The sequence below is a fragment of the Nonomuraea indica genome, from assembly GCF_002850745.1.
GTDB classification, from domain to species: Bacteria; Actinomycetota; Actinomycetes; order Streptosporangiales; family Streptosporangiaceae; genus Nonomuraea; species Nonomuraea indica.
Map to the genome: position 1 here is coordinate 147,521 of NZ_KZ559476.1, position 21,180 is coordinate 168,700.

Consider the following 21,180-nt stretch of genomic DNA (forward strand, 5'->3'; position numbering starts at 1 on the left):
GGTCAGGTGGCGGTGGTCAGGCGCCGGGTCTCGGCGACGTCGGCGTGGATCTGGTCGATCAGCGCCTCGATCGAGTCGAACCGGGTGTTGCCGCGCAGCCGGGCCGCGAAGTCGACCGCGACGTGCACGCCGTACAGCTCCAGGTCGTCGCGGTCCAGCGCGTACGCCTCGACCGTGCGCGGCACGCCCTCGAACGTCGGGTTGGTGCCGACCGAGATGGCCGCCGGCCACCGCTCGCCCGCGTAGACGACGGGCAAGTTGGCGACCGGCACGCACTCCAGCCAGCCCGCGTACACGCCGTCGGCGGGGATCGCCGTGTGCGGCGGGGTCTCCACGTTGGCGGTGGGGAAGCCGAGCTGCCGGCCGCGCTGGTAGCCGCGCACCACCACGCCCTCCACCCGGTGCGGCCGCCCCAGCCCGGCGGCGGCGCCCTCGGCGTCGCCCGCCACGAGCCGCTCCCGGATCGCACTGCTGGAGACCCCGTCGAGCAGCGGCACCGTCTCGACCGTGAAGTCGTACTTGTCGCCGAGCGCGCGCAGCGTCTCCACGTCGCCGGCCGCCCCGTGGCCGAAGGTGAAGTCCTCCCCCACCACGACCACCGACGCGCGCAGCCGCTCGGCGAGCACGGCCTGCGCGAAGTCGCCGGGGCTCATCCGCGACAGCTCCAGCGAGAAGCCGAGCGCCAGCACCTCGTCCACGCCCAGCGCGGTCAGCAGCTCGGCGCGGCGACGCGGCGTGGTGAGCCTGGCCGGGTGCGAGCCGGGCCGCAGCACCTCGGCCGGATGCGGCTCGAACGTGACCGCCACGCTGCGCGCCCCCCGCGCGCGGGCCGCCTCGACGGTGCGCTCGGCCACCCGCCGATGACCGAGGTGCACGCCGTCGAACACTCCGACCGTGACCGCGGACCTCTCCGAACCCTGCACGCCGGCCCCATTCGCTCGTAGTGGATCGCTGACCGCCGATCGCGATCCAGTCAAGCCTGCCATGCGACCCGGCGTACCCTCCAACCGAGGGCCCGCCCACCAGGATGGCAGGGGCGCGCAGCGGGATAGCATCGTCACACCATGCCTCGATACGCACTGCTGATCCTGCCCGCCTTCAACCGGGTCTACAGCGAGAGCTCCGTCCGGCTGACCCGCTCCGAGCTGGCCGTCTTCGGCGACCGGGCGTTGAAGGCCGAGGTGTCGGCCATCGAGGAGACCGTGATCGGCGGCCTGCCGTACGTGGGGTTCGACACCTCCGAGCCGCTGTCGGCCGCCGACGTGGCGCTGCTGTCCAACCTGTCGTCGGTCTACGCGGTGTTCGGCGTGGAGGGCGAGCTGCTGCGCCCGCTGGGCATGCGGCCGCTCGACCGGCTGAGCAGCGACCTGATCACCATCCAGAAGTACGCCGGCAAGACCAACGAGCACTTCACCAAGCTGCTGCTCAACGTCACCGTGCTCGCCTCCGCCTTCCCGCTCGACGGGCGGCTCGCCGTGTTCGACCCGATGTGCGGGCGCGGCACCACGCTCAACCAGGCCCTCATGTACGGCTACGACGCCTTCGGCGTGGACGTCGACGGCAAGGACTTCGAGGCCTACTCCGGATTCCTGCGCACCTGGCTGAAGAACAAGCGGCTCAAGCACACGGCCGAGACCGTGCCGGTGCGTCGCGAGCGTTCCCTCGTCGGGCGGCGGCTGGACGTGACGTTCGCCCTGTCGAAGGAGGCCTACAAGGCGGGCGACGTGCAGCGGGTCAGCGTGGTCAACACCGACACCCTGCGCAGCAGGGAGGTGTTCCGGCCGCGCTCGTTCGACGTGATCGCCACCGACGCCCCCTACGGGGTGCAGCACGGCAGCAAGGGCGGGCGCGGGCTGTCACGCAGCCCGCTGGATCTGCTGCGGCAGGCGGTGCCGGTCTGGGCCGAGCTGCTCCGGCCGGGCGGCGCGCTCGGCATCGCCTGGAACACCTACGGCGGCAGCCGCGACGACCTGGCCGCCGTCCTCACCGCGTCCGGGCTCGACGTGGTCGCCTACCCCGACTTCGAGCACTGGGTGGACCAGGCGATCGTGCGCGACATCATGGTGGCGCGCAAGCCGTAGCCGCTAGACGAAGACGGCCAGCGCCTTGGCCGACCGGCCCCGCTCCTCCACGAGGGCGAGCAGCTCACCGTCGGGGCCGAACACGCCGATCGGTCCCGCGCCCAGCCCCGTCGCGGGCAGCGGCCCGCCGTGCCGGACCGTGCGGGCCTGCTCCGCCGTCACGTCGCGGCGCGGGAACGCCGCGGCCACGGCCTCGCCGATGGGCAGGACGACGCACTCGGCCGCCAGCTCGTCGAGCGTGCGGGCCATGCCCAGGTCGTACGGGCCGACCCGGGTGCGGCGCAGCCGCGTCAGGTGGCCGCCCACGCCAAGCCCGGCCCCCAGGTCACGGGCCAGCGCCCGGATGTAGGTGCCGCTGGAGCACGTGACGACCGCGTCCACGTCGATCACGTCGTCGTGCGGCCGGATGTCGAGCACCTCGAAGGCGTGCACGGTGATCGGGCGGGCGGCGAGCTCCACGTCCTGGCCGGCGCGGGCAAGCTTGTAGGCCCGCCTGCCGTCCACCTTGATCGCGCTCACCTGCGGCGGCACCTGCATGATCTCTCCGGTGAGCGCCGCCACGCCCTTGTGGATCCCGGCGGGGTCGATGTCCGACGCCGGCGCGGTCGCGGTGACCTCGCCCTCGGCGTCGTCGGTGTTGGTGGTGACGCCGAGCCGCATGGTGGCGGTGTAGACCTTCTCGGTCAGGGCCAGGTGGCCGAGCAGCCGGGTCGCCTTCTCGACGCCGACCACCAGCACGCCCGTCGCCATCGGGTCGAGCGTGCCCGCGTGGCCCACCCGGCGGGTGCCCGCCAGGCGGCGCATCCGCGCCACCACGTCGTGCGACGTCCACTCGGCCGGCTTGTCGACGATGATCAGGCCGCTCTCGGTCATCGCGCCTTCCCCAGCAGCTCACGGAACCGGGCCATGGTCTCCTCGACGCTGTCGTGCGAGGTGAACCCCGCCGCGCTGCGGTGGCCGCCGCCGCCCAGCTCCGCGCAGAGCGCGCCCACGTCGACCGCGCCCTTGGAACGGGTCGACACCTGCCAGGCGCCCTCGTCGTCCTCCTTCAGCACCGCCGCCACCTCGGCCTCGTCGGTGCGCCGGACGATGTCGATGATGCCTTCGAGCTCCGCGTACGGCAGCCCGTACGCGGCCCGGTCCACCCGCGTCACGTACGTCCAGACCAGGCCGCCGTCGAGCACCACCCGGTCGAACGCGGCGGCCAGCACCTTGAGGTAGCCGAACGGCGAGCGGTCCCACAGCTCGCGCGCGATCTCGTCGGTGCGCAGGCCGGTGGCGACCAGGCGCGCGGCCATCTGGTGGGCGGCCGGCGTGGTCGAGGAGTGCCGGAACGAGCCGGTGTCGGTCACCAGCCCGGCGTACAGGCAGGTGGCGATGTCACGGTCCAGCGTGCCACCGAGCCGGTAGATGAGCTGCTCGGCGAGCATGGCCGTGGCCGACGCCCTGGGGTCGACCAAGCCGAGGGTGCCGAAGCCCGAGCTGGAGGGGTGGTGGTCGACGACGATGACCTCGCGAGCCGCGTGGACGTTGGCGCGGAGCAGGCCGAGCCGGTCGGCCGACGCCGAGTCGAAGGTGATCATCAGCTCGGGGGCCGCCGGGAAGTCGCCGGGCGGGGTGAGCATCTCCTGGCCCGGCAGGAAGCGCAGCAGCCGCGGCACCGCGAAGTGCCGGTCGCCGAACGAGGCGACCACCCGCTTGCCGAGGGAGCGCAGCGCGAACCCGGTCGCCAGCATGGAGCCGAGCGCGTCGCCGTCGGGAGAAACGTGGCAGGCCAGGGCGACCTCGTCGGCACCGGAGATCAGCTCCAGGGCGCGTGCCCAGGTGGACTCGGGGACGCGGCCGGCGGCCGGCTCCCCGGTGGCGTCGGCGGCGCCGCCCGCGCCGCCGCTGGGCGGGCCCATGGTGCCCCGCGTCGTCCCGCCCGTGGCGCGGGCGGCGCGGGCCTGCCGTTCGACGCGGTCGCGTACGTCGGGCGTCACGGTGCCTCGTGTCCTGCCTGCTCGTCGTCCTCGTCCGGCTTCTTGTACGGGTCGGCCTCGCCCGCGTAGGAGGCGCCCGCGGCCTGCCGGGCCACCTCGGCGTCCCGCGCCCTGGCGACGTTGATCAGGTCGTCGAGCTGGCGGGCGCTGTCGGGCAGCGGGTCGTGCTTGAACGTCAGTGTCGGGGTGAAGCGCACGCCGGTCTGCCTGCCCACCTCCGAGCGGATGATGCCCTTGGCGCTCTCCAGGGCGGCCGCGCTGTCGGCCCGCTCGGCGTCGGAGCCGAACACCGTGTAGAACACCGTGGCCTCACGCAGGTCAGCCGTGATGCGCGTGTCGGTCACGGTGACGAAGCCCAAACGCGGGTCCTTGATCCGGCGCTCCAGCATCTCGGCGACGATCTGCTGGATGCGGTCGGCGAGTTTGCGCGCCCGTGCGGCGTCCACCATGTTCGCTCCCCCTCACACACGACGGCCGTCGTGCAGTCGTTCAGTCTTCGTCGTTGTAGAGCCGCTGCCTGGCCGACAGCAGCTCGATCTCGGGGCGGAAGGCCACCATCCGCTCGCAGGCGTCCATCACCTCTTTGCAGTTGCCCGCTGAGGCGGAGACCACCGCGATGCCGACCTCCGCCCTGCGGTGCAGGTCGAGATGGCCGGTCTCGGCCACGGCGACGCCGGGAAAGCGGCGGTGCAACTCGGCGACCAGCGGCCGCACGACGGAGCGCTTCTGCTTCAGCGAGTGCACGTCGCCGAGCAGGATGTCCAGGGTCAGAGCACCCACATACATCGTTGGCAACCACCGCTTGTCCTGGTGAGTCGAGCGCACGCCGGCCCTGCTGCGGTGGTGACCAGGGCCGAGCGTGCGAGAGGCGCCCGGCGGATGGCCCGCCGGGCGCCCGGCCGCGTGCTATGCGCGCGGCTTCTCCCGCATCTCGAACGTCTCGATGACGTCGTCGATCCTCAGGTCGTTGTAGCCGACCCCGATGCCGCACTCGAAGCCCTCGCGGACCTCGGTCGCGTCATCCTTGAAGCGGCGCAGCGACGAGACGGTCAGGTTGTCCGCGATGACGACGCCGTCGCGGATCACCCTGGCCTTGCTGTTGCGGACGATCACGCCGGAGCGGACCAGCGAACCGGCGATGTTGCCGATCTTCGGCACCTTGAAGATCTCGCGGACCTCCGCCGTGCCCATCTGGACCTCTTCGAACTCGGGCTTGAGCATGCCCTTGAGCGCCGCCTCGATCTCCTCGATCGCCTGGTAGATGACCGAGTAGTAGCGGATGTCGACGCCCTCGCGCTCGGCCAGGTCGCGCGCCCGGGGCTCAGGCCGGACGTTGAAGCCGATGATGACCGCGTTGTCGTCGGCGACGGCCAGGTTGACGTCGTACTCGGTGATCGCACCGACGGCGCGGTGCAGCACCCGGAGGCTGACCTCGTCGCCGACGTCGATCTTGAGCAGGGCGTCTTCCAGGGCCTCCACCGAACCGGACACGTCACCCTTGATGATGAGCTTGAGCTCGTCGACGCGGCCCTTCTCAAGGTCGCTGAACAGCTCCTCGAGGGTGCGCCTGCGGCTCGACTTCGCCATGTCGGCGCTGCGCTTGCGCGCGGCGCGCTGCTGGGCGATCTGCCGGGCCATGCGGTCGTCGGTGACGACGATGAAGTTGTCACCGGCGCTCGGCACGGCCGTCAGGCCCATCACCAGGACCGGACGCGACGGGGTGGCCTCGTCGACCGCCTCGCCGTTGTCGTCGAGCAGCGCCCGGACGCGGCCGAAGGCCTCGCCACAGACGATGGAGTCGCCGACGCGGAGCGTGCCGCGCTGGACCAGGACGGTCGCCACGGGGCCGCGGCCCTTGTCGAGGTGCGCCTCGATGGCGATGCCCTGGGCGTCCATCGTCGGGTTGGCCCGCAGGTCGAGCTCGGCGTCCGCGGTCAGCAGGATCGCCTCGAGGAGGTCCTCGATGCCCGTGCCGTTCTTCGCCGAGATGTCGACGAACAGCGTCGAGCCACCGTACTCCTCGGCCACCAGGCCGTACTCGGTGAGCTGGGCCCTGACCTTGTTGGGGTCGGCGCCCTCCTTGTCGACCTTGTTGACCGCGACCACGATCGGCACGTCGGCCGCCTGGGCGTGGTTCAGGGCCTCGATCGTCTGCGGCTTGACGCCGTCGTCGGCCGCGACCACCAGCACCGCGATGTCCGTGGACTTCGCGCCTCGGGCACGCATGGCGGTGAACGCCTCGTGACCCGGGGTGTCGATGAAGGTGATCCTGCGGTCTTCGCCCTCGTGCTCCGCGGAGACCTGGTAGGCGCCGATGTGCTGGGTGATGCCACCCGCCTCGCGCGCCACCACGTTGGTCTTGCGGATGGCGTCGAGCAGCTTCGTCTTACCGTGGTCGACGTGACCCATGACGGTCACGACCGGCGGACGCGCGGCCAGGTCGGCCTCGTCGCCCTCGTCCTCGCCGAACTCGATGTCGAAGGCCTCGAGAAGCTCGCGGTCCTCCTCCTCGGGGCTGACGACCTGGATGTTGTAGTCCAGCTCGGCTCCGAGAAGCTGCAGCGTCTCCTCGTTGACCGACTGCGTCGCCGTCACCATCTCGCCGAGGTGCAGCATGATCTGCACCAGCGAGGCGGGGTTGGCGCCGATCCGGTCGGCGAAGTCGGACAGCGACGCGCCGCGCGGCAGGCGGATCGTCGCGCCGTTGCCGCGGGCGACCTGCACGCCGCCGATCGCCGGCGCCGACATGTTGTCGAACTCCTGGCGCCTCTGGCGCTTGGACTTGCGGCCACGAGCCGGACGGCCACCGGGCCGGCCGAACGCGCCGGCGGTGCCGCCACCACGACCGCGACCGCCGCCACCGGGACGGCCGCCGAAGCCGCCGCCACCGGGACCGCCCGTGGTCGTGCCGGGACGACCGCCGCCGCCACCGGGACGGCCGGCGAACCCGCCGCCGCCACCGCCACCCGGACGACCGCCACCGCCACCGGGACGACCGCCGCCGCCACCCGGACGGCCGGCACCGCCGCCGCCACCGGGGCGACCGGCGCCGCCGGGGCCCGCGGGACGGCCCTGCGGCATCATCATCGGGTTGGGACGCGGACCACCCGGACGGGGACCACCCGCGCCGGGGCCGGGACGCGGACCCGCGGCGCCGGGCGGACCCGGACGCGGACCCGGAGCCGGCCGGTCGCCGCCACGGCCCTGCGGCGGGCGCGGGATCGCGCCGTCGCGCGGCGGGCCGTCACGACGCTCGCGCTGGCCGGGGCCACCGCCGTCGCGCTGACCGCCCGGACGCGGCGGCCGGGACTGGCCCATGCCGCTGGCGTTGGACGAGAACGGGTTGTTGCCCGGACGCGGGCCGCGCGGGCCCGGCTTGGGCCCGGGACGGGGAGCGCCGCCGGCCGGGGCGCCGGGACGCGGAGCGCCGCCGTCACGCTGGCCGCCCTCGCGCTGCCCGCCGTCACGGCCGCCGGGAGCGCCCGGACGGGGAGCGGGGCCGGGCCTGGGGCCCGGACGCGCCGCGGGGCCCGGACGGGGACCCGGAGTCGGGCGGGTGCCGCTGTCGAAGCGCGCCTGCGGGGCCGCGGGCGTCTCGCCGCGCGGCGCCTCGGGCTGCTGCTGCTGCGGCATGGGCACCGGCGGACGGGGCGTGCCGCCGGCGGGGCCCGGACGGGGACCGGGCTTCGGAGCCGGACCCGGACGCGGAACCGATGAGGTCGGCGCCTGAACGCCGTTGCCGGCCTGGCTGTCAGCCGGCCGGGGGGCAGCCCTCGGCGGCTGCGGCTTGGACGACGAACCGCCGCCCCTGGAGGGCCCACCCTTGGATGCGCCCAGAGCTTCGGTGAGCCTGCGGACCACCGGCGCCTCGATGGTGGAGGACGCCGAACGGACGAACTCCCCCATTTCTTGGAGCTTGGCCATGACGACCTTGCTCTCTACGCCGAACTCCTTAGCGAGCTCGTATACCCGGACCTTCGCCACTGCACTCCCTTACTCGGCCCGGGAGGCTGGCTGTGCCGTCCGGACCGTCGTTACCTTGACGTCTTCATCGCCGCGTGCTCATCAGGCGCTCATAGCAATCTGACTCCGCCCATCAACTCGGCGTCCTACATGACATGTCGTGATTCTCCTCTTCCAGGTGTGCCCGCACACGCGAGACGTCGAGCGGACCCGGCACGCGAAACGCGCGCGCGAACGCTCGGCGACGCTCGGCAAGCTCCAGACACCTCACGGACGGATGCAGCGATGCACCACGCCCGGGAAGCCGTCTTCGCAGGTCAGGGACCACATGATCCTCGACCAGCACCAGGCGGAGCAGCTCGGACCCAGCCGCACGAACCCTGCAGCCCACACAGGTGCGCTGCGGGGTCGCTTGGCCACCATATTCCAGCTTACCGCGTTGACGCATCTACGGAACCGGCGGCATCTTCGGCCTGGGTGTCAGGACGGATGTCAATCCGCCATCCGGTGAGCCTGGCGGCGAGCCTCGCGTTCTGCCCTTCCTTGCCGATGGCCAGCGAAAGCTGGTAGTCGGGCACGGTCACCCTGGCCACCCGCCCGTCGAGATCGAGAACCTCGACATGTGAAACACGGGCGGGCGAGAGGGCATTCCCGACGAACTCGCCGGGGTTCTCGGACCAGTCGATGATGTCGATCTTCTCGCCGTGCAGCTCGGCCATCACGTTGCGCACCCGCGCCCCCATCGGGCCGATGCAGGCGCCCTTGGCGTTGACGCCGGGCCTGCGCGACCTCACGGCGATCTTCGTCCGGTGCCCGGCCTCCCGCGCCACCGCCGCGATCTCCACCGTGCCGTCGGCGATCTCCGGGACCTCCAGCGCGAACAGCTTCTTCACCAGACCCGGATGGGTGCGCGACAGCGTGACCGACGGGCCCTTGTGGCCCTTCTTCACCTGCACCACGTAGGCGCGGATGCGCTCGCCGTGCACGTAGTCCTCGCCGGGCACCTGCTCGTTGTGCGGCAGCACGGCCTCGATCTTGCCGAGGTCGACCAGCACGACGCGCGGGTCCTTGCCCTGCTGGATCACTCCGGAGACCAGCTCGCCCTCGCGGCTGGCGAACTCACCGAAGTTGATCTCGTCCTCGGCGTCGCGCAGCTGCTGCAGGATGACCTGCTTGGCTGTGGTCGCGGCGATCCGGCTGAAGTTGCCAGGCGTGTCGTCGTACTCCCGGACGATCTCACCGTCCTCGTCGAGCTCCGCCGCCCAGATCGTCACGTGCCCGCTCGACCGGTCGAGCTCGGCACGCGCCTTGGACGCGGCGCCCTCGGTGCGGAAGTACGCGATCAGCAGCGCGTCCTCGATCGCCTTGACGACCAGGTCGAAGGAGATGTCCTTCTCCCGCTCCAGGCTGCGCAGGACGCTCATGTCGATGTCCACGAGGCTCCCCCCTAGCCCTCGTCGCCGTCGACGTCCGCGCCGTCCGCGTCGTCGTCGATCCGGCGGAACTCCACCTGCACCCGTCCGCGGGTCAGGTCCTGATAGTCGAGCCGGCGGCTGACGCCGTCGACGTCGAGCTCGACGCCGGTGTCGTCGGCGGCACGCACCCGGCCCTCCACCACGCCGCCGTCGGCCAGCTCCGCCTTCACCAGCCGCCTGGCGGCGCGCCGCCAGTGCCGTGGCTCCGTCAGGGGGCGGTCGACGCCCGGCGAGGACACCTCGAGGGTGTAGGCCGAGGGACCCATCACGTCGTGCTCGTCGAGGACCGTGGAGACGGCCTGGCTCACGTCGGCGACGTCGTCGAGGCTCACCCCTCCGTCACGGTCGACGACCACCCGCAGCAACCGCCGCCGGCCGGCCTGGGTGACCGTGACGTCCTCCAAGTCGAGGCCCTCCGCGCTGACCACGGGCTCCAGGAGCTTCATCAGGTGGTCGCGGGGTGATGCGCTGCCCATATCGACCTCCCCTATTGTCATGTCTCAGCCGGGCGGACCTCGCCTTCGGCTCCCGCCGCCGCTCGGCCGCTCAGCCAGCGACGACAGTTGACACCCTATCTGTAGGAGGGCGCGGAAAGAGCGCCACTCGGCGCTGACCCGCGGCGAGCCTCGCCCCGCCGCGGGAGCGGGCGTGAGCCCGTACGATGCTTCCTGCGCTCCGTGCTCCCGACCGTCGCCCGCGCCCGCGCGCGGCCGTGGCCCGGGAGCCGCCCGCGCCCGAGCTCCTCGGGCCGCCCCAGGGCCGTCTCCGGCAGCCGCCGCACGGCACCGGGAGGCGTTCGGGGACGCCGGGCGGCACTGCGGGTCCAGGGCCCGGACGGCGGGTCACCCCGGGTCCAGGGCCCGGACGGCGGGTCACCCCGGGTCCAGGGCCCGGACGGCGGGTCACCCCGGGTCCAGGGCCCGGACGGCGGGTCACCCCGGGTCCAGGGCCCGGACGGCGGGTCACCCCGGGTCCAGGGCCCGGACGGCGGGTCACCCCGGGTCCAGGGCCCGGACGGCGGGTCACCCCGGGTCCAGGGCCCGGACGGCGGGTCACCCCGGGTCCAGGGCCCGGACGGCGGGTCACCCCGGGTCCAGGGCCCGGACGGCGGGTCACCCCGGGTCCAGGGCCCGGACGGCGGGTCACCCCGGGTCCAGGGCCCGGACGGCGGGTCACCCCGGGTCCAGGGCCCGGACGGCGGGTCACCCCGGGTCCAGGGCCCGGACGGCGGGTCACCCCGGGTCCAGGGCCCGGACGGCGGGTCACCCCGGGTCCAGGGCCCGGACGGCGGGTCACCCCGGGTCCAGGGCCCGGACGGCGGGTCACCCCGGGTCCAGGGCCCGGACGGCGGGTCACCCCGGGTCCAGGGCCCGGACGGCGGGTCACCCCGGGTCCAGGGCCCGGACGGCGGGTCACCCCGGGTCCAGGGCCCGGACGGCGGGTCACCCCGGGTCCAGGGCCCGGACGGCGGGTCACCCCGGGTCCAGGGCCCGGACGGCGGGTCACCCCGGGTCCAGGGCCCGGACGGCGGGTCACCCCGGGTCCAGGGCCCGGACGGCGGGTCACCCCGGGTCCAGGGCCCGGACGGCGGGTCACCCCGGGTCCAGGGCCCGGACGGCGGGTCACCCCGGGTCCAGGGCCCGGACGGCGGGTCACCCCGGGTCCAGGGCCCGGACGGCGGGTCACCCCGGGTCCAGGGCCCGGACGGCGGGTCACCCCGGGTCCAGGGCCCGGACGGCGGGTCACCCCGGGTCCAGGGCCCGGACGGCGGGTCACCCCGGGTCCGGATCCCGGACGCAGGTCACCGCGGGTCCGGGTCCCGGACGCAGGTCACCGCGGGTCCAGGTCCCGGGACGGTGCCACGGCCGACCGTGGCCCCCCGGGTGGCGATCCCGTGGCCGACCGCGGGGTAGTGACCGTGGCACCGACCGCGCCGCGATTCCGGGTCGCGGTCGCGGAAGCCCTTCGGGGGTCGCGCTTTCGGGGGCCCTGACCTTTCGGGGCCCTCACCGGAGGTCGCGGTCCTCATGGGTCGTGGTCCCGGAGGTCACAGCCGGGGGTCGCGGTGCTCGAAGGTCGCGGTCTTGGACACGTGGTGTTCGGGACGGCGGTCCTTGAGACACGGCCCCGGGGCCGGGATCCTTGGGGTGCGGCCTTGGACACGATCCCGGGCACGACCTCAGGACGCGGTCCTCGCGGGACGGACCGGAGCGCGTTCCCGGGTACGTCCCCGAGGCGTGATGCTTGATGGCGTGTCCGGGGTCGCGACTCCCGGGAGGTCGTCCTCGGTGGTCGCGCCACGGTCGCAGATCCTGGGGTCGCAGCCCTAGGGTCGCTCGTACGACCCGGTCCGCAGTCCCGAGGGCTGCGGCCCCGGGCGCGGTTCGGGGGTCGCCCCGGGGCGCGGTCCGGGGTGATGCCGGCCGACAGTCCTGGAGGTCCTTTCCGTGCGCCCATCCCTCTCCCGGCGAGCCGTGCTGGCGGGCAGCGCCGCCGTGGCGGTCCCGGGGGCCATGGCGGCCCTCACGGGGTGCAGCGGCTCCGTGGACGAGCCCGAGCCGCCGGTCACGCCGCCGGAGCCTCCGGAGCGCGTCCTCGCCCGGCGGCTCATGGCCGACAAGGAGCGCACGATCGGCCTCTACTCGGCGCTGATCGCCAAGGGCGGGACCAAGCTCACCCCGTTCCGCGACCGCCACCAGGCGCACCTGGACGAGCTGCGCAGGCGCTTCCCCGGCGTCACCCCCTCGCCGTCGGCGTCCCCTCCCGCCTCGAACCCACCACAGCAGGACGGCTCCGGGCGACAAGGCGGCTCACAACGGCCGGACACGACCCAGCAACCAGGCGACGCCGTCCAGCAATCAGGCGCCGCGCAACAGACCGACGGCACACCGCGGCCGGCCGCGGCTTCCCGGGCCGGCGATCTCGCGCACCCGGCGGGTTCCACCCGATCGTCCGGTCTCGCGCACGCGCACGACGTCACGCAGGCATCGGCGTTCACCGTCCCGGACGGCTCCGCACGCGCCGGTGACGTCGCCCAGGCGGGTGAGATCACACAGGCGGGCGATCTCGCACAGGCAGGCGAGATCGGGCAGCAGGGCGAGATCGCGTACCTGGGCGAGCCCGCGCGACAGGCCGTGGACACGCGACAGGCCGTGGACACTCGACAGGACACGCGGCTTGCCGGAGCCGCGCAGAGCTCGCCCGGCTCCTCCTCGCCGGCCCCGACCGCGCCGCAGGCCACCGCCACCCCGGTGGTGACACTGTCGCGGCTGCGCGACCTGGAGCGCCGGTCGGCCGCTCTGCGCACGCGGCAACTGGCCGGCATCCCACCCTCCTTCGCCCAGCTGGTCGCCAGCATCGGCGCCTGCGAGGCGGCCCATGCCGTGGCCCTGCCGAGGTCGCTGTGAGCGCGGGCGACGTCGAGCGGCTGGCCAAGGCGCTGGCCGGTGAGCACGCGGCCGTCTTCGCGTACGGCCTGATCGGCGCCCGCACCACGGGAGCGCTGCGCGCCCGGATGACCCAGGCGTTCGACGCCCACCGGGCCCGCCGCGACCAGTTGCGCTCGTTCATCACCGCACGCGGCGGCAGGCCCGCCGAGGCCGCGCCCTCCTACGCCGTCCCGGTCGTCCCCACCACCGCCGCCGAAGCCGTCCGCGTCGCGGTGCACGTGGAGAAGGGCATCGCCGCCGCCTACCTCGAGCTGGTGGCCTGCGACGACGCGGCGCTGCGCAAGTACGCGGCGCTGGCGCTGCAGGAGTCGGTGACGCGCTCCTACTCCTTCCAGCCGTCGTTGGACGCGGCCTTCCCCGGCATGCCCCCTCCCGCGCCCCCGTCGCCGTCCCCCACCACGACAGGCGACTGACGTCCGCACGCCGGCCACCCACCCCGACAGTGACCGGCCGTGCGCCACCGCGGGCGCCGGACGCTGGACCGACGCGCAGAGAACGCTTCGGGAGCGTTCGTGGCGCGCTGGGGGCGCTCACGGGCCGTTCGGGAAACGCTGAGGGCGCTCAGGGGCCGTTCTGGACACGCTGGGGGCGCTCTGCGGCCCTTCGGGACGGGCCGAGGGCGCTCTGCGATCGTTCGGGACGCGCTGAGGCGCTTCGGGAGCGTCGAACGCGCTGAGGACGCTTCGAGAGCGCTCGTGACGCGCTGGGGCGTGCGTGGCGGGAGCTCCGGGGCGCACTGAGCGGGCGTGCGCCTTCAAGGGTCCAGCGCCTGCTCAGTGCACTGAACGGGTACAGGGTCGAGGGTCAGCGGCGGCGGCAGATCATGAGCTCGGTGGTGGGGCTTTCGCGGAGGATGCGGACCAGGCGGCGTTCGATGGGGTAGAGCAGGGCTCCGGCCAGCCAGCCGGTGATCTCCGTGAGGGTGACGGCACGCAGGAGGCCGCCCCAGAGCTTCCGCCAGAGCGGGTGGGCGTCGACCTGGGCGTTCATGAGGACGAGCATGGGGACGCGGCGCACGACGTCGAAGCCGGCCTCGTCGAGGGCGGCGGTGATCCACGGAAGGGTGTGGTTGACCTGGTGGTCGCCGCGCTGCTCGGGCCAATGCAGGAAGTTCTCCGACAGCACGAAGACGCCGCCCGGCCTGACCGCCTCACCGATGGCGCGCAGCGCCGCGCGGTAGCGGGAGTCGTCGGTGATGTGGAAGAGCATGTCCATCGCGGAGACCGCGTCGAACGAGGCGGGGTCGAGGGCGCCGCCGGGCTCGGCGATGTCGAGCCGGAGGAAGTCGGCGCTGGGGAAGCGGCCGCGCAGGCGGTGCACGGCCGCGTCGGTGAGGTCGCACCCGGTGATCGACTTGGCGCCGAGCTCCTGCCACCGGCGCACGTAGAAGCCGGTGCCGGAGCCGACGTCGAGCACGCGGGCGTCGCGCAGGTCGAGGCCCAGGGTGGCGACCTCACGGCGGAAGCCCTCGGCGCGCACGCGGTACATCCAGATGTTGAACGCGCGGCCGAGGTGCTTGTAGCCGACGCCGCTCTCGGTCCAGTCGGACTGCAGGCGGCTCTCCCAGAATTCCCTGAGCTGCGTGTGCTCCTTCATCGCACCGACCTTCGCAGGCGGGTGACCCGGCGTCAACCAGCCTGTCCGGAGGATGGCGCGTGCCGGCGCGCCCGCTCGGGGGCGCGGCTCAGGCGGTCGCGGCCACGACGCGGTCGGCGGCCTCGGCGAGCGGGATCTCCGACTTCTCGCCCGTGACCCGGTCGCGCAGCTCGACCACGCCCTGGGACAGGCCCCGGCCCACCACGACGATGGTCGGCAGGCCCAGCAGCTCGGCGTCCTTGAACTTGACCCCGGGCGAGACGCCGGCCCGGTCGTCGACGAGGACGCGCAGCCCGCGGGATTCCAGCTCGGCGCCGAGCTTCAGGGCGGCCTCCACCTGGTTCTCCTTGCCGGTGCCGACGATGTGCACGTCGGCGGGCGCGACCTCGCGCGGCCACACCAGGCCGAGCTGGTCGTGGAGCTGCTCGGCGATGACGGCGACGGCACGGGAGACGCCGATGCCGTAGGAGCCCATGGTGATGCGGACGGGCTTGCCGTCGGGGCCGAGGGCGTCGAGGCCGGCGGCGTCGGCGTACTTGCGGCCGAGCTGGAAGATGTGGCCGATCTCGATGCCGCGGTCGATCGACAGCGGTGCGGCGCAGCGGGGGCAGGCGTCGCCGGCGCGCACCTCGGCGGCCTCGATGGTGCCGTCGGGGACGAAGTCACGGCCGGCCACGACGTGGGCGGCGTGCTTGCCGGGCTCGTTGGCGCCGGTGACCCAGGAGCTGCCGGTGACGACGCGGGGGTCGACGAGGTAGCGGATGCCGAGCTCGCGCAGCACCTGCGGGCCGATGTAGCCGCGCACCAGGCCGGGGTGCCTGGCGAAGTCGTCGGCCTCGAAGATGGCGGGCTCGCCGGGGGCCAGGGACGCCTCCAGGCGCTTGAAGTCGACCTCGCGGTCGCCGGGCACGCCGATGACGAGCGTCTCGACCTTGTCGGAGCCGGGGGTCGTGACCTTGACGACGACGTTCTTCAGCGTGTCGGCGGCGGTGACGGACAGGCCGTGGTGCTCGTTGACGTAGGACACCAGCGTGTCGATCGTCGGGGTGTCGGGGGTGTCGAGGACGCGCAGCGCCTCCTGGGCCGCCACGTCGCGCGCGGGCGGCGGCGTCGTGGTGACGGCCTCGGCGTTGGCGGCGTAGCCGCACGCGTGGCAGGCGACGAACGTGTCCTCGCCCGTGGGGGTCGGCGCGAGGAACTCCTCGGAGGCCGAGCCGCCCATCGCGCCCGAGGTGGCGAACACGATCTTGTAGGAGATGCCGAGCCGGTCGAAGGTCCGGATGTAGGTCTCGCGGTGCTGCTCGTAGGAGCGCTTGAGCCCGTCGTCGTCGAGGTCGAAGGAGTAGGAGTCCTTCATGAGGAACTCGCGCCCGCGCAGGATGCCTGCCCGGGGCCTGGCCTCGTCGCGGTATTTGGTCTGGATCTGGTAAAGGGTGACGGGATAGTCCTTGTAGGAGCTGTATTCGCCCTTGACCATGTCGGTGAAGAGCTCCTCGTGGGTGGGCCCGAGGAGGTAGTCGGCGCCCTTGCGGTCCTGAAGGCGGAACAGGGTGTCGCCGTATTCGGTCCAGCGGCCCGTCGCCTCGTAGTATTCGCGGGGCAGCAGGGCGGGGAAGAGGACCTCCTGGCCGCCCATCCGGTTCATCTCCTCGCGGACGATCCGCGCGACGTTGTCGAGGACCAGCTTGCCGAGGGGCAGCCACGAGTAGATGCCGGGCGCGACCCGTCGGACGTAGCCGGCGCGGACGAGGAGCTTGTGGCTCGGCACTTCCGCGTCTGCCGGGTCGTCCCGCAGGGTGCGAAGAAACAACGACGACATGCGCAGCAACACGGCTACTCCTTGCTCGGGCCTTGGTGTGGAGGGTTACAGGCTATCGAGTCGGGAGGGCGGGGCGCTCTCGGTTAACGGCCTGCTGTGGACGAGGGGCGGGAGGCGCGGGCTTCCTGTGGACGAAGGGCGGAGAAAGCGGGCTTCCGGTGGAGGGGCCGCGTCAGTCGTCCAGAGGGAACGACAGTCCCAGCACGCCCGTCAGGACGACCGCGAACAGCAGGGCGAGCAAGGCCGTCACCGCCAGCGCGCACAGCCGGGCTCCGGTGGACCTGCGCAGGGCGATCACCGCGCCGACGGACAGGATGCCGACCGCGAGGGCGGGGCCGGGCCAGAACGCCTCCTCGGTCTCGATGAAGCCGGGAGTGGCCCGGTCGACGACGTCGGCCAGCAGCACGCCGCCCACGACGCCGGCCGTGATGTCGCCCCAGTGGTCGTTCCTGCGGGTCACGTACGCGAGCAGGCCGAGGCCGACGAGCATGAAGAGCATCCAGTTGAGCCCGGCCGCGCCGCCGTCGATGACGTCGAAGGTGAACCGGCCGCGCAGGGCGCTCGCGCCCATGGCGGCGACCAGCGTGGTGACGGCGGCCAGGAACGTGCCGAGCAGCGCCCACCCGAACCCCGAGGCGGTGACGCCCACGGCGATGGTGAGCGCGACGTAGGCGTACGGGTCGTAGACCCGGTCGAGCCAGGCGGGGCCCGCCCCGGACAGGAGCATGCCGCCGAGCCCGACGACCAGGCCTCCCCCGAACGCCGCGAGGACATGGCGTTCGATGGACCGCTGGCGCCGGTCGTACTCGGCGAAGTCCGCGTAGTCGATCGCTGTTTTGTCCATTTCCATCCCTGGTCATTCCTCCCCTTCCCTACGGAGGGGAATGACCAGTTGGACGCTATGTAACGGTACAAAAAGGACAAGTCTCGGCCATGAGGCATGCAACAAGCAATCGCTTGGTAGGCTTATGGGGTGACGGTCACCGACGAGTTGCGCGGCGTGGTCCGCTCCTTCCTGTCCGCCCGTCCCGGCGCGCCGTGGGCGGCCTTCGCCGGGGAGCTGGGACTGGCCGGGCTGGCCGTGCCCGAGGAGTACGGCGGCGCAGGGTGCGGGGCGCGGGAGGTGGCGGCGGTCGCCGAGGAGCTCGGCAGGGCGCTGTCGCCGCATCCGTTCCTGCAGACCGCCGTCCTGGCCGTGGCGGCCGTCCGCGCCGGCGGCGACGAGGCGGCCATGGCGCGGCTGCTGCCCGCCCTCGGCTCCGGCGAGGTGACGGCCACCGTGCTGCTGCCGGGCGACGGGGAGCTGCGCCTGGAGGACGGGCTGCTCACGGGTTCGGCGCCGTACGCGCTGGAGGGCGAGCTGGTGCTCGCCTACGCCGGCGGACTGCTGGTGGAGGCCGTGCCCACGCGGCGGGTGCGGCACCGGACGATGGACGAGAGCCGGCCGCTGACCGGCCTGCGCTTCGACCGGGTCCCGGTGCGGCGGGCGGGAAGCGGGCGGGCGTGGGAGCGGGTGCGCGACCTCGGGATCGCGGCACTGGCGGCGGAGCAGGTGGGCGGTGCGGCGCGCTGCCTGGAGATGGCCACCGCGCACGCCCGTGGACGCCACCAGTTCGGCCGGCCGATCGGGGCGTTCCAGGCGATCAAGCACAAGCTGGCCGACCTGCTGCTGCTCGTGGAGTCGGCCCGGTCGGCGGCGCTCGCGGCGGCCGAGGCAGGCGACAGGGCGTACGACAGCGCAGGGCGCGGCACAGGCGACAGCGCAGGCGGCAGCGCAGGGCGCGGCACAGGCGACAACGCAGACGGCAGCGCAGGGCGCAGCGCAGGCGGCAGCGCAGGCGGCGGGCCGGGTGACGCGTTGGGGACGTACGCCGCCGTGGCGGGGTCCTACTGCTCCGAGGCGTACCTGGCGGCGGCCGGCGAGAACATCCAGATCCACGGCGGGATCGGCGTGACGTGGGAGCACCCCGCGCACCGCTACTTCAAGCGGGCCACCTCCGACGCCCAGCTCTTCGGGCCGCCGCGCGCGCACCGCGCACGGCTGGAGGCGCGGGTCCTGTGAGCCGGGCTCAACCGCCGAGCAGGGTCTCCCACGGGTGGCGGGTGTTGGTGCGGCGGGTGGTGTCGAGCGCCTCGGCCAGCCGCCAGAAGGAGCCGGGCCGCTGCCGCACGCGGGCCCGGCCCATGGGGTCGATGGCGCGCAGTTCCACGCGTACGCCCATCACCTCCAGCACGGCGCAGGAGTCGTTGCCCGGCGCGGCCGCCGTGACGAGGCCGGGCTCCTCCAGGTGCTCCCGCAGCAGGGCCGCCACCTCGGAGGCGAAGGGGCCGTCGCGCCATTCGAGGTGCCAGCTGTCGTAACCGCGCCACCAGGTGAGGTCGCGGCACGATTCGATGAAGTCCACCTCGCCGGACAGCACGGCCATCACCCGGCCCAGGGCCTCGTAGCGGCGGGCGGCGGCGGCCGAGAGATCGTCGTCGGGAGCTTCCGGGACGGCGCCGTCCCGGGACGGCCGTAGCACCTGCTTTCGCCTCACGAGCATCCACTTTGATCTCGACGGCCCCCTTCACGCAAGTGGTGACGGCTGTTACGCTCTACCAAGCGAGCGCTTGGTCACTACTTTCGCCGGAGGCGCGATGACGTCCCTACGGATCAGCCTGGGATACGAACTGGAGGTGCGCGGGCGCTCCCGCGAGGTGGAGCAGCAGGCGTTCCAGAACGTGCTCGACCAGGTCGTGCTGGGTGACCGGCTGGGTTTCGACACCGCGTGGTTCGTGGAGCACCACTTCACCCGGGGCTTCTCCCACTCCTCGGCCCCCGACCTCGTGCTCGCCGCCGCCTCGCAGCGGACCGAGCGCATCCACCTGGGACTCGGCGTGGTGCTGCTGCCGTTCCAGTCGCCGATCCGCACGGCCGAGCGGGTCGCCACCCTGGACGTGATCAGCGGCGGGCGGGTGGAGTTCGGCACCGGGCGGGGCGCCTCTCCGCTGGAGTACCAGGCGTTCCAGCGGCCGTTCGAGAAGTCACGGCAGATCTGGGAGGACTCGCTGGAGGCGACGCTGGCCATCTGGCGGGCCGACGGCGAGCCCGTCAGCCGCTCGAACGAGTTCTTCGAGATCCCCGACGTGGCCGTCTACCCGCGTCCGGCACAGCGGCCGCACCCTCCCGTCTGGGTGGCGTCCACCTCGCTGGAGGGCTACCTCGCGGCGGCCGCGCACGGCTACAACCTGCTCGGCATGACGATGCTCAAGGGCATCGACGACGTGGCCGCCGACATCGCGCGCTATCGCGAGGCGCTGGCCGAGGCGGGGTTCGACCCGGCGAGCCGGCGGGTGGCGCTGATGATCCCGTGGTTCGTCGCGCCCACCAGGGAGGCCGCCACCGAGACGGCCGCCGACGCCGTCCTGTGGTACATCCGCCGTCAGGTCAACCTGGTCACCCCGCCCGACTACTACGACGCCCGCCACGCCACCCACCGGGTGCTGGGCCAGCTCGCCGCCGGCATGCCGCCGGAGGAGGCGATGGCGACGCTGCGCGAGCACCTGATGGTCGTGGTGGACGACGTGGCGGGCTCGCGCAAGGCCCTGGCCCGCATCGCGGACGCGGGGGTCACCGACCTGATCCTGCAGTGCCAGGTGGGCGGGCTGGCGCACGAGCGGGTGTGCGCGTCGATGGAGCTGTTCATGGCCGAGGTCGCGGCGTGAGCGGCCCCGCCCGGAGGTGGGGCACGCGCTGGCTCACCCGCGACGACCTGGACACCGCCGCGGGCTCGGCCACGGGGCTGCTGGCGGTCTCCGCCGACGCCTCCGGCGTCTTCCCGCTCGCCCCGGCCGACCGGGCCGCCGCGGAGGAGCTGACCGCGGCGGCGCTGCGGGCGGCCGGGGTGGGCGAGCGCGACCGGGTCGTCGTCGCGCTGGCCGAGCCGGCGGGGTCCCTGTGGGCCTCCGCCGCCGCCGGCGTCGCCGCGGCCGCCGCGTGGGTGGAGCCGCGCGGCCGGCTGCGCCTGCACCACGCGCTGACCACGCTGAAGGCCACGACGCTGGTCGCGACGCCGACCGGGGCGATGGACTTCCTGGCCCGGCTGCACCTGGAGTTCCTGCTGGATCCGCTGGACCTGGGGCTGCGTCACATCGTGCTGACCGGCGAGATCGCCTCGCCGCGGACCCTGGCCCACCTGGCCGTCGAGTTCGAGGCGGACGTGCGCGAGGTGTACGCCAACCCGTTCACCGGCGCGGCCCTGGCCTGGCGCGCCGCCCAGGACGAGCCGCTCACGCCGCTGGCGGACGGGCTGCTGGGCCTGGCGGCCCTGGACAAGGACGGGCCGGCCGCGGCGGGCGGTCCCGCCGAGCTGGTGATCACGCCGTACGGGCACGCGACGCTCGGCGACGCCGTGCTGCGCACCGGGCAGGTGGCGCGGCCCGGCGCGGGCGAGGAGGCGGTGCCGGCTCCCGTCCACACGGTCGGCGAGCACGTGCTGGTGCGCGGCGTGTGGCTGTCGCTGCCCCGGCTCGGCAGGACGCTCGCCAGGATCGACGGCGTGTCCCGCTGGGAGCTGACGGTCTCCAGGCAGGGGACGCTCGACTCGGCCGTGCTCACGGTCGCCTTCAACCGCGACAGCCTCGTCTCGAACCCCATGTGGCGCTCCCGCATCCAGGAGGCGCTGCGGGGGCTGACCCCGATCACGATCGGCCTGGAGATCGCGCCCGAGGCCGTCGAGACGCCCGCCCCCGGGGTGCTGAACGACCTGCGCGGCCACCACCTCGGCCGGGACCGGGCCCTCGTCACCTGACGGCAGGACCCCGCCGCTGGCCCAC

19 protein-coding genes are annotated in these 21,180 nt (G+C 73.6%); 6 read left to right on the forward strand and 13 right to left on the reverse strand.

The window, feature by feature from the left end; translation table 11 throughout:
* Positions 1 to 2 precede the first annotated feature (2 nt).
* Positions 3 to 923, reverse strand: coding sequence for a bifunctional riboflavin kinase/FAD synthetase (locus CXR44_RS26320; protein WP_245899414.1), 921 nt, complete (start codon positions 921 to 923; stop codon positions 3 to 5).
* A 141-nt stretch (positions 924 to 1,064) separates the two neighbouring features.
* Here CXR44_RS26320 and CXR44_RS26325 point away from each other — a divergent pair, with 141 nt between their 5' ends.
* On the forward strand, positions 1,065 to 2,081 hold the full coding sequence (locus CXR44_RS26325) for a TRM11 family SAM-dependent methyltransferase (protein WP_101788801.1): 1,017 nt from the start codon (positions 1,065 to 1,067) through the stop codon (positions 2,079 to 2,081).
* 3 nt (positions 2,082 to 2,084) lie between these two features.
* Here the strand turns inward: CXR44_RS26325 and truB are convergent, their stop codons facing one another.
* The 8 genes from truB to rimP all read right to left on the reverse strand — a co-directional run bounded on the left by truB (position 2,085) and on the right by rimP (position 9,977).
* Positions 2,085 to 2,954, reverse strand: coding sequence for a tRNA pseudouridine(55) synthase TruB (gene truB, locus CXR44_RS26330; RefSeq protein WP_101788802.1), 870 nt, complete (start codon positions 2,952 to 2,954; stop codon positions 2,085 to 2,087).
* Entirely contained in the window at positions 2,951 to 4,063 is a 1,113-nt protein-coding gene (locus tag CXR44_RS26335) for a DHH family phosphoesterase (protein WP_245899415.1), read from the reverse strand. Before CXR44_RS26335 ends, truB begins: the two co-directional genes overlap by 4 nt.
* Entirely contained in the window at positions 4,060 to 4,512 is a 453-nt protein-coding gene (gene rbfA / locus CXR44_RS26340) for a 30S ribosome-binding factor RbfA (protein ID WP_101788803.1), read from the reverse strand. Before rbfA ends, CXR44_RS26335 begins: the two co-directional genes overlap by 4 nt.
* A 40-nt stretch (positions 4,513 to 4,552) precedes the next feature.
* The gene (locus CXR44_RS26345; RefSeq protein WP_101788804.1) at positions 4,553 to 4,849 is read right to left on the reverse strand and encodes a DUF503 domain-containing protein; all 297 of its coding nucleotides are present in this window, start codon (positions 4,847 to 4,849) and stop codon (positions 4,553 to 4,555) included.
* 120 nt (positions 4,850 to 4,969) lie between these two features.
* Complete coding sequence (gene infB / locus CXR44_RS26350; RefSeq protein ID WP_101788805.1) at positions 4,970 to 8,047, reverse strand: translation initiation factor IF-2; 3,078 nt, start codon at positions 8,045 to 8,047, stop codon at positions 4,970 to 4,972.
* A 112-nt stretch (positions 8,048 to 8,159) separates the two neighbouring features.
* A complete protein-coding gene (locus CXR44_RS26355) occupies positions 8,160 to 8,474 on the reverse strand; it encodes a YlxR family protein (RefSeq protein ID WP_101788806.1) in 315 nt (104 codons plus the stop codon).
* On the reverse strand, positions 8,458 to 9,462 hold the full coding sequence (nusA, locus tag CXR44_RS26360) for a transcription termination factor NusA (protein WP_101788807.1): 1,005 nt from the start codon (positions 9,460 to 9,462) through the stop codon (positions 8,458 to 8,460). Before nusA ends, CXR44_RS26355 begins: the two co-directional genes overlap by 17 nt.
* Positions 9,463 to 9,473: 11 nt before the next feature.
* Positions 9,474 to 9,977, reverse strand: a complete 504-nt coding sequence (gene rimP / locus CXR44_RS26365) for a ribosome maturation factor RimP (protein WP_101788808.1) — start codon at positions 9,975 to 9,977, stop codon at positions 9,474 to 9,476.
* A gap of 1,971 nt (positions 9,978 to 11,948) precedes the next feature.
* Here rimP and CXR44_RS26375 point away from each other — a divergent pair.
* Positions 11,949 to 12,908 carry a hypothetical protein gene (locus CXR44_RS26375; protein ID WP_144070084.1) on the forward strand — a complete coding sequence of 320 codons (960 nt, stop codon included), beginning with the start codon at positions 11,949 to 11,951 and terminating at the stop codon, positions 12,906 to 12,908.
* A complete protein-coding gene (locus tag CXR44_RS26380) occupies positions 12,905 to 13,363 on the forward strand; it encodes a ferritin-like domain-containing protein (protein ID WP_245899416.1) in 459 nt (152 codons plus the stop codon). The genes CXR44_RS26375 and CXR44_RS26380 overlap by 4 nt, the downstream gene beginning before the upstream one ends.
* Before the next feature lie 391 nt (positions 13,364 to 13,754).
* Here CXR44_RS26380 and CXR44_RS26385 read toward each other — a convergent pair whose 3' ends face one another.
* The 3 genes from CXR44_RS26385 to CXR44_RS26395 form a co-directional block, all read right to left on the reverse strand.
* Complete coding sequence (locus CXR44_RS26385) at positions 13,755 to 14,546, reverse strand: class I SAM-dependent methyltransferase (protein WP_101788811.1); 792 nt, start codon at positions 14,544 to 14,546, stop codon at positions 13,755 to 13,757.
* Between the two features lie 88 nt (positions 14,547 to 14,634).
* The gene (locus CXR44_RS26390; protein ID WP_101788812.1) at positions 14,635 to 16,377 is read right to left on the reverse strand and encodes a proline--tRNA ligase; all 1,743 of its coding nucleotides are present in this window, start codon (positions 16,375 to 16,377) and stop codon (positions 14,635 to 14,637) included.
* A 160-nt stretch (positions 16,378 to 16,537) separates the two neighbouring features.
* Positions 16,538 to 17,209: a hypothetical protein gene (locus tag CXR44_RS26395; protein WP_101788813.1), complete on the reverse strand. Its 672-nt coding sequence runs from the start codon at positions 17,207 to 17,209 to the stop codon at positions 16,538 to 16,540.
* A gap of 129 nt (positions 17,210 to 17,338) precedes the next feature.
* Between CXR44_RS26395 and CXR44_RS26400 the strand changes: the two genes are divergently transcribed.
* Positions 17,339 to 18,427 (forward strand): acyl-CoA dehydrogenase family protein, encoded by a 1,089-nt coding sequence (locus CXR44_RS26400; RefSeq protein WP_101788814.1) that lies wholly within the window; start codon positions 17,339 to 17,341, stop codon positions 18,425 to 18,427.
* A gap of 7 nt (positions 18,428 to 18,434) precedes the next feature.
* Here the strand turns inward: CXR44_RS26400 and CXR44_RS26405 are convergent, their stop codons facing one another.
* Entirely contained in the window at positions 18,435 to 18,908 is a 474-nt protein-coding gene (locus CXR44_RS26405) for a hypothetical protein (protein WP_101788815.1), read from the reverse strand.
* A gap of 94 nt (positions 18,909 to 19,002) precedes the next feature.
* Here CXR44_RS26405 and CXR44_RS26410 point away from each other — a divergent pair, with 94 nt between their 5' ends.
* Both CXR44_RS26410 and CXR44_RS26415 read left to right on the forward strand, forming a co-directional pair.
* Positions 19,003 to 20,070, forward strand: a complete 1,068-nt coding sequence (locus CXR44_RS26410; RefSeq protein ID WP_101788816.1) for an LLM class flavin-dependent oxidoreductase — start codon at positions 19,003 to 19,005, stop codon at positions 20,068 to 20,070.
* On the forward strand, positions 20,067 to 21,155 hold the full coding sequence (locus CXR44_RS26415; RefSeq protein ID WP_101788817.1) for a hypothetical protein: 1,089 nt from the start codon (positions 20,067 to 20,069) through the stop codon (positions 21,153 to 21,155). The genes CXR44_RS26410 and CXR44_RS26415 overlap by 4 nt, the downstream gene beginning before the upstream one ends.
* The last annotated feature ends 25 nt before the right edge of the window (positions 21,156 to 21,180 follow it).